Below are 6,524 nucleotides of genomic sequence, written 5' to 3'. Positions count from 1 at the left end.
GGCCGGCACCGCGGCCGGCACCGCGGCCGGCACCGCGGCCGGCACCGCGGCCGGCACCGCGGCCGGCACCGCGGCCGGCACCGCGGTCACCGTGTGAGGCCCCCGGCGGAGGGGCACCGAACGCCCATGCGCATCGCGATCACCGGAGCGACCGGCAACATCGGCTCGGCCCTGGTGCGCAGGCTGCGCGCCGACGGCACCCACGACCTCGTCGGCCTGGCCCGTCGCCCACCCGAGCCGGGCGGTGCCGGGGAGGCCGGCGGCGACGAGATCGCCTGGCACTCCGCCGACCTCAGCACCGACGCCTGCCACGAGACGCTCGTCGGGGCCTTTCGCGGCGCCGACGCCGTCGTGCACCTGGCCTGGGGCTTCCAGCCCTCCCACGACCTCACCTACCTGGCCGAGACCGGCATCGGCGGCACCCGCCGCGTCCTGCGTGCCGTCGAGGAGGCCGGCGTCCCGCACGTGGTCCACATGTCCTCGGTGGGCGCCTACGCGCCCAAGCGCGACGACCGCCCCGTCGACGAGTCCTGGCCGACCGAGGGCGTGCCCACCTCGCGCTACAGCCGGCACAAGTCCGCGGCCGAGCGGCTCCTGGACCAGCACGAGGCCGCGCACCCCGACCGGGTCGTCACCCGGCTCCGGCCCGGCATCGTCGGCCAGCGCGCGGCGGGGTCGGCGCTGCTGAGGTACGGCGTTCCGGCGCTCGTGCCGTCCCGGGCGCTTGGCCTGCTCCCGGTGCTGCCGATGGACCGCGGTCTCGTCATCCCCATGGTCCACACCGACGACGTGGCGGAAGCGATCGCCACCGTGCTCCGCCAGGGCGCGGCCGGCGCGTTCAACCTCGCCGCGGACCCGCCGGTGACGGCCCAGGTCATCGCCGACACGCTCGGCGCCAAGCTCGTCCACGTCCCTTCGGCGGTCGTCCGGGCCGTCATGTCGGCGACGTGGCACGCGCGGCTGCAGCAGGTCGACACCGGCTGGCTCGACATGGGCTTCGCACTGCCGACGATGGACACCACCCGCGCGCGGGTCGAGCTCGGCTGGGCGCCCACCACGGACGGGCCGACCGTCTTCGCCGAGGTCGTCGCCGGGATGAAGGACGCCGCCTCCGGGCGCACGCCCGCGCTGCGTCCCCGGACGGTGCTCGGCGCGGTCGGTGACGCCGTACGCCGCGGGCCGGTCGCCGTGCGCCGCCGGCCGTGACGACCAGCGCGGTCCCGGCCCGCCCACCCGCGCGCCCGCACACCGGTCGGGCGGCCTCGCTGCTCGCCGCCGCGCACGGCGGCCCGGCGCTCGCGGTGACCGCCATCGCTGCCCTGCTCGCGGTCCGCAGCGACCTCGGCCTGCGGGACGCGGTGCTCGTCCCCGCCGCCGTGCTCGCCGGCCAGCTCACCATCGGCTGGGGCAACGACCTGCGCGACCTCGGGCGCGACCGGGCCGTGGGCCGCACCGACAAGCCGCTGGTCACCGGGGCGCTGCCGGTCGCCTGGGTCGTGACCGCGCTCGGCGTCGCAGCCGCGGCCTGCCTCGTCCTCTCCGCGCTCGTCGGCTGGCGGAGCGCGCTGGTCAACGTGCTCCTCGGCGCCGGCGCCGGCCACGCCTACAACCTCGGGCTGAAGGCGACGTGGTGGTCGTGGGCGCCGTACGCCTGCGCCTTCGGCACCCTGCCCTCCGTCGTCACCCTCGCCGGCCCCGACCCGGCGTGGGCACCGGCGTGGACGACCGCCGCCGGTGCGCTGCTCGGCGTCGGGGCGCACCTGCTCAACACCCTGCCCGATCTCGCCGACGACGTCCGCACCGGCGTCCGGGGCCTGCCGCACCGGATCGGCGCCACGCCGTCGCGGGCCCTGGCCGCCGCCCTCCTCGCCGGGGCGTCGGTGCTCGCGGTCCTCGGCCCCACCGGGTCGCCGCCGCCGTGGACCGTCGCGGCGCTGGCCATCGTGCTGGTGCTCGCGGTCCTCACCCTCGTCGCGCGCGGCCGCACGCCCTTCCGGGCCGCCGTGGCCGTCGCCCTGCTCGACGTCGTCCTGCTGGTGGCCGCGCGATGACCGGTTGGGACCTCGCCGTCGTCGGCGCGGGGCCGGCCGGCGCCGCCACCGCGCTCGGCGCGCTCCACGCGGACCCCGGCCTCCGGGTGCTGCTCCTGGACCGGGCGGACTTCCCCCGCGACAAGGCGTGCGGCGACGGGATCGCGCCGCACGTGCTCGACCTGCTCGCCGAGGTCGGCGTGACCGGCCTGCTCGACGACCGCACGCCGGTGCGGCGGCTGCGGCTGGCCCACGGACCGGTCGCCGCCGAGCGGAGCATGGCCCGCCCGGCGTACGTCGTCCCGCGGGCCGTCCTCGACGCGCGCCTCGTCGAGGCGGCGGTCGCCGCGGGCGCCGACCTGCGCCGCCACCGCGTCCGCGGGGTGGAGAGCAGGGACGGCGCGGTCGTCCTCGACGGCGACCTCTCCGCGCAGGTCGTGGTCGGCGCGGACGGCGCGCACTCCGTCGTCCGCCGCTCCCTCGAGCGACCGCGCGGCCCGGTGGCGCTGGCGATCCGCGGCTACGCGCCGGTGGCCGCCGCGCACGCGGGTCGCCAGGTGATCGAGCTCGGCACCGAGCACCAGCCGTCCTACGCCTGGTCCTTCGACTGCGGCGACGGCACCGCCAACGTGGGCTACGGGGAGGTCCTGCACCCCGGACGTCCCGCGCCGGCCCGAGCCGAGCTGCTCGAGCGGCTCGACCGTCTCCTGCCGGGCGCGGCCGACGGCGGCGGGTCCTGGCGCGGGCACCACCTGCCGCTCTCGACCGCGCGCTGGCGTCCGGCGCCGGGCCGGGTGCTCCTCGTCGGCGACGCCGCCGGCCTGGTCAACCCGCTCACCGGCGAGGGCATCTTCTACGCCGTGGCGACCGGCCTGGCCGCGGGCCGGGCCGCCGCCGCCGCGATCCGCGAGGGCCGGCCCGAACGGGCGGGCCTGCTGCACCGGAGCGCCACGCGCCGCGTCCTGCTCCCGCACCTGCGCCACACCGCGCTGGCCGCGGCCCTGACCCGCAGCCGCCGTGTGCTCACCGCGGGCATCGGCGCGGCCGCGGCCGACCAGGAGGTGTTCGACGGACTCGTCGAGCTCGGGCTCGCCCGCGGCCGCCTCACCCCGTCCCTCGCGCTCGGCCTTGGCCGGGCGTTCCTCCGACCACCTCAGCCCACCCGCGCCGACGCCATCCTCGAGGAGCCCGCATGACCACCACCGCACCCCAGGGCCGCCCGCTGCCGCGGCCCAGCACCGTCGTCAGCGTCCGCGGCGTGCTCCCCGAGCACTGCCACCTCCAGGAGGAGATCACCGAGTCGTTCGCGACCACGATGCTGTCCGGCTCGGTCAACCGCGCCGTGGTCGACCGCTTCCACCGCAACGCCTGCGTCGAGACGCGGCACACCGTCCTGCCGCTGGAGGACTACGCCCGGCTCGAGGACTTCGGCCAGTCCAACGACGTCTTCATCTCCGCGGGCGTCGAGCTGGGCGCCCGCGCGGTCGTCGACGCGCTCAAGGCCGTGGGCCTGACGCCGGCCGACGTCGACGTGATCGCCTCGTGCACGGTGACCGGGCTCGCCGTCCCGTCGATCGAGGCCCGCGTCGCCCAGGAGATCGGGCTGCGCCCCGACGTCGTCCGGCTGCCGCTGGTCGGCCTCGGCTGCGTCGCCGGCGCGGCGGGCGTGGCGCGCCTGCACGACCTGCTCGGCGGCCGCCCGGACGGCGTCGCGGTGCTGCTGTCGGTCGAGCTGTGCTCGCTCACCCTCCAGCGCGACGACACCTCGGTCGCCAACCTGGTCGCCAGCGGGCTCTTCGGCGACGGCGCCGCCGCCGTGGTCGCGGTCGGCCCCGACCACCCGCTCGCCCGCGCCGCCCGCCCGGACCAGCCGGAGGTCGTCGCGGCCCGGAGCCGGATGTACCCCGACTCCGAGCGCACCATGGGCTGGGACGTCGGGGCCGGCGGCCTGAAGATCGTGCTCGACTCCTCCGTGCCCGACCTGGTCCGGCAGTACGTCGGCGACGACGTGACCGGCTTCCTCAACGACCACGGGCTCACGCACGACGACGTCGAGTGGTACGTCGCCCACCCCGGCGGCCCCAAGGTGCTCGAGGCGCTCCAGGACGCGCTCGACGTCGACCGGCACGCGCTCGGCATGACCTGGGACTCGCTGCGCCGGATCGGCAACCTGTCCTCGTCCTCGGTGCTCCACGTCCTCGCCGACACCCTCGCCGACCGGCCGCCCCGGCCGGGCTCCTACGGGCTGATGCTCGCGATGGGGCCGGGCTTCTGCTCCGAGCTCGTCCTCCTCCGCGCGCCGGAGGCGGCCGCGTGAGCCTCGAGGTCGCCTTCACGCTGCTGGTCGCCGCGGTCGGCCTGGAGCGGGTCGCCGAGCTCGTCGTCTCGAACCGCAACGCCGCCTGGAGCCTGGCCCGCGGGGGAGTGGAGTCCGGCCGCGGGCACTACCCGTTCATGGTGGTGCTCCACACCGGCCTGCTGGTCGGCGCCCTGGTCGAGGTCTGGGTGCGCCGCCCCGAGCCGCCCGCCGCGCTCGTGTGGAGCATGCTCGTCCTCTGCGTCGCCTCGCAGGGACTGCGCTGGTGGTGCATCCGCACGCTCGGCCGCCAGTGGAACACCCGGGTCATCGTCGTCCCGGGAGCGCCGCGGGTCACCGGCGGTCCCTACCGGTTCATCCCGCACCCCAACTACGTCGCGGTGGTCGTCGAGGGGTTCGCGCTGCCGCTGGTCGGCGGCGCCTGGATCACCGCCGTCGTCTTCACCGTCCTCAACGCCGGCCTGCTCGCGACCCGGATCCGGGCCGAGGACGCCGCGCTCGGGCGGCTCACCGAGGGCGCCGCGGCGTGAAGGACCTGCTCGTCGTCGGCGGGGGACCGGCCGGCCTCGCCACCGCGCTGCACGCCGCCCGCGAGGGGCTGACGGTCACGGTGCTGGAGCGGCGGGCCGGCACCGTCGACAAGGCGTGCGGCGAGGGGCTGATGCCCGGTGCCGTCGCCGCGCTCGCCGATCTCGGCGTCGACCCCGCGGGACACGACCTGCGCGGGATCCGGTACGTCGCCGGGGCCCGCCGGGTCGAGGCGGACTTCCGGTCCGGAGCGGGCCGCGGCGTACGACGCACGACGCTGCACGACGCCCTGCGCGACGCCGTCGAGGCGGCCGGCGTGCCGGTCGAGCAGGCGACCGTCCACGGGCTCGCGCAGGACGCCGACGGGGTCACTGCCGCCGGCCACCGCGGCCGGTACGCCGTTGCGGCCGACGGCCTGCACTCACCGCTGCGACGCTCGCTGGGCCTGGACCGGCCGCGGCGTCGCCAGCTGCGCCGCGGGCTGCGGCGGCACTACGCCGTGCGCCCGTGGTCGGACCACGTCGAGGTGCACTGGGCGCGCGAGGCGGAGGCCTACGTCACCCCGGTCGCGGACGACCTGGTCGGCGTCGCCGTCCTCACCACCCGGCGCGGTTCGTACGACGACCACCTGGCCGCCTTCCCCGAGCTGCTCGACCGGCTGGCCGGCGCCCCGCACGCCGGATCGGACCGCGGCGCCGGACCGCTGCGCCAGGATGCGACCGCCCGCACGGCCGGCCGGGTGCTGCTCGTCGGGGACGCCGCCGGCTACGTCGACGCGCTGACCGGCGAGGGGATCGCGCTGGCCGTCGCGCAGGCCGGCGCGGCCGTGCAGGCGATCGCCCGCGGCGACGTCGCAGCCTACGAGCAGGACTGGCGGAGGCTGACCCGCCGCTACCGCTGGCTGACCCACGCGCTGCTCGGTGCGACCAGCCTGCGGCCGACGCGCACCGCGCTCGTGCCGGCCGCCGAGCGGCTGCCGTGGCTGTTCGGCGCGACCGTCGACGCGCTCGCCCGGCCCGCCGACGAGCCGGGCCGGCCTCACTCCTCGCCGACGGGCCAGTCCGCGGGGTAGTCGGCCGCCAGCTTGTCGTGCTGCTTCTGCAGCTTCTTGCGCGCCTTCGTCGGGATCCGGTCGCCGAAGACCGTGCCGCGGGTGTGGTCGGTCTCGTGCTGCAGGCACCGGGCCAGCAGGCCGTCCCCGGTGAAGGCCACCGGCTCGCCGTCGAGGCCGGTGCCGGTCACCGACGCGACGTCCGGCCGCGCGCACTCCACGAAGGCGCCCGGGAAGGACAGGCAGCCCTCCTCGGCCTCCTCGAGCTGGCGCTCGCGCCCCTCGGGCAGCGTGAGCTCGGGGTTGCACACCACGCCGACGGTCCGCTCGCCGGACGCGTCGGGGCAGTCGAAGACGAAGACCGCGCGGTCCACGCCGATCTGGCACGCCGCGAGGCCGACCCCGTCGGCGGCGTACATCGTCGCCACCATGTCGGCGACCAGCGCCCGCAGCTCCTCGTCGTGCGTCGTCACCGGCTGCTGGGGCCGGTGCATCACCGGCGTCCCCCAGCGGGTCATCGGGCGGACGGTGCCACCGGTCGGCAGCGGTCCGTGCGGTGCGTGGTGCGGGGGCTCGTCGGGGGCGGGCATGACCGCGA

At 77.5% G+C, this 6,524-nt stretch carries 7 protein-coding genes; 6 read left to right on the top strand and 1 reads right to left on the bottom strand.

Going from position 1 to position 6,524, the window contains the following annotated elements; all coding sequences use genetic code 11:
- Window positions 1-126 precede the first annotated feature (126 nt).
- The 6 genes from QWY28_RS19575 to QWY28_RS19550 are packed head-to-tail and all read left to right on the top strand — an operon-like array spanning window position 127 to window position 5,947.
- Complete coding sequence (locus QWY28_RS19575) at window positions 127-1,206, top strand: NAD-dependent epimerase/dehydratase family protein (protein ID WP_300954349.1); 1,080 nt, start codon at window positions 127-129, stop codon at window positions 1,204-1,206.
- Window positions 1,203-2,051, top strand: a complete 849-nt coding sequence (locus tag QWY28_RS19570; protein ID WP_300954348.1) for a UbiA family prenyltransferase — start codon at window positions 1,203-1,205, stop codon at window positions 2,049-2,051. The genes QWY28_RS19575 and QWY28_RS19570 overlap by 4 nt, the downstream gene beginning before the upstream one ends.
- Complete coding sequence (locus QWY28_RS19565; protein WP_300954347.1) at window positions 2,048-3,226, top strand: NAD(P)/FAD-dependent oxidoreductase; 1,179 nt, start codon at window positions 2,048-2,050, stop codon at window positions 3,224-3,226. Before QWY28_RS19570 ends, QWY28_RS19565 begins: the two co-directional genes overlap by 4 nt.
- Window positions 3,223-4,347 (top strand): type III polyketide synthase, encoded by a 1,125-nt coding sequence (locus tag QWY28_RS19560; protein ID WP_300954346.1) that lies wholly within the window; start codon window positions 3,223-3,225, stop codon window positions 4,345-4,347. Before QWY28_RS19565 ends, QWY28_RS19560 begins: the two co-directional genes overlap by 4 nt.
- Window positions 4,344-4,877, top strand: a complete 534-nt coding sequence (locus QWY28_RS19555; protein WP_300954345.1) for an isoprenylcysteine carboxyl methyltransferase family protein — start codon at window positions 4,344-4,346, stop codon at window positions 4,875-4,877. Before QWY28_RS19560 ends, QWY28_RS19555 begins: the two co-directional genes overlap by 4 nt.
- Entirely contained in the window at window positions 4,874-5,947 is a 1,074-nt protein-coding gene (locus QWY28_RS19550; RefSeq protein WP_300954344.1) for an NAD(P)/FAD-dependent oxidoreductase, read from the top strand. Before QWY28_RS19555 ends, QWY28_RS19550 begins: the two co-directional genes overlap by 4 nt.
- Here the strand turns inward: QWY28_RS19550 and def are convergent.
- Complete coding sequence (gene def, locus QWY28_RS19545) at window positions 5,914-6,516, bottom strand: peptide deformylase (RefSeq protein ID WP_300954343.1); 603 nt, start codon at window positions 6,514-6,516, stop codon at window positions 5,914-5,916. The two genes, QWY28_RS19550 and def, sit on opposite strands and share 34 nt — an antisense overlap.
- Between the last annotated feature and the right edge of the window lie 8 nt (window positions 6,517-6,524).

The sequence above is a fragment of the Nocardioides oceani genome, assembly GCF_030412965.1.
Classification (GTDB): domain Bacteria; phylum Actinomycetota; class Actinomycetes; order Propionibacteriales; family Nocardioidaceae; genus Nocardioides; species Nocardioides oceani.
Note: the sequence above shows the minus strand (reverse complement) of the source record. Positions and strands in the feature narration are given on the sequence as shown.

Coding starts and splice junctions, on each gene's coding strand:
- QWY28_RS19575 (WP_300954349.1), top strand. CDS start 127: ATGCGCATCGCGATCACCGGAGCGACCGGCAACATCGGCTCGGCCCTG.
- QWY28_RS19565 (WP_300954347.1), top strand. CDS start 2,048: ATGACCGGTTGGGACCTCGCCGTCGTCGGCGCGGGGCCGGCCGGCGCC.
- QWY28_RS19560 (WP_300954346.1), top strand. CDS start 3,223: ATGACCACCACCGCACCCCAGGGCCGCCCGCTGCCGCGGCCCAGCACC.
- def (WP_300954343.1), bottom strand. CDS start 6,516: ATGCCCGCCCCCGACGAGCCCCCGCACCACGCACCGCACGGACCGCTG.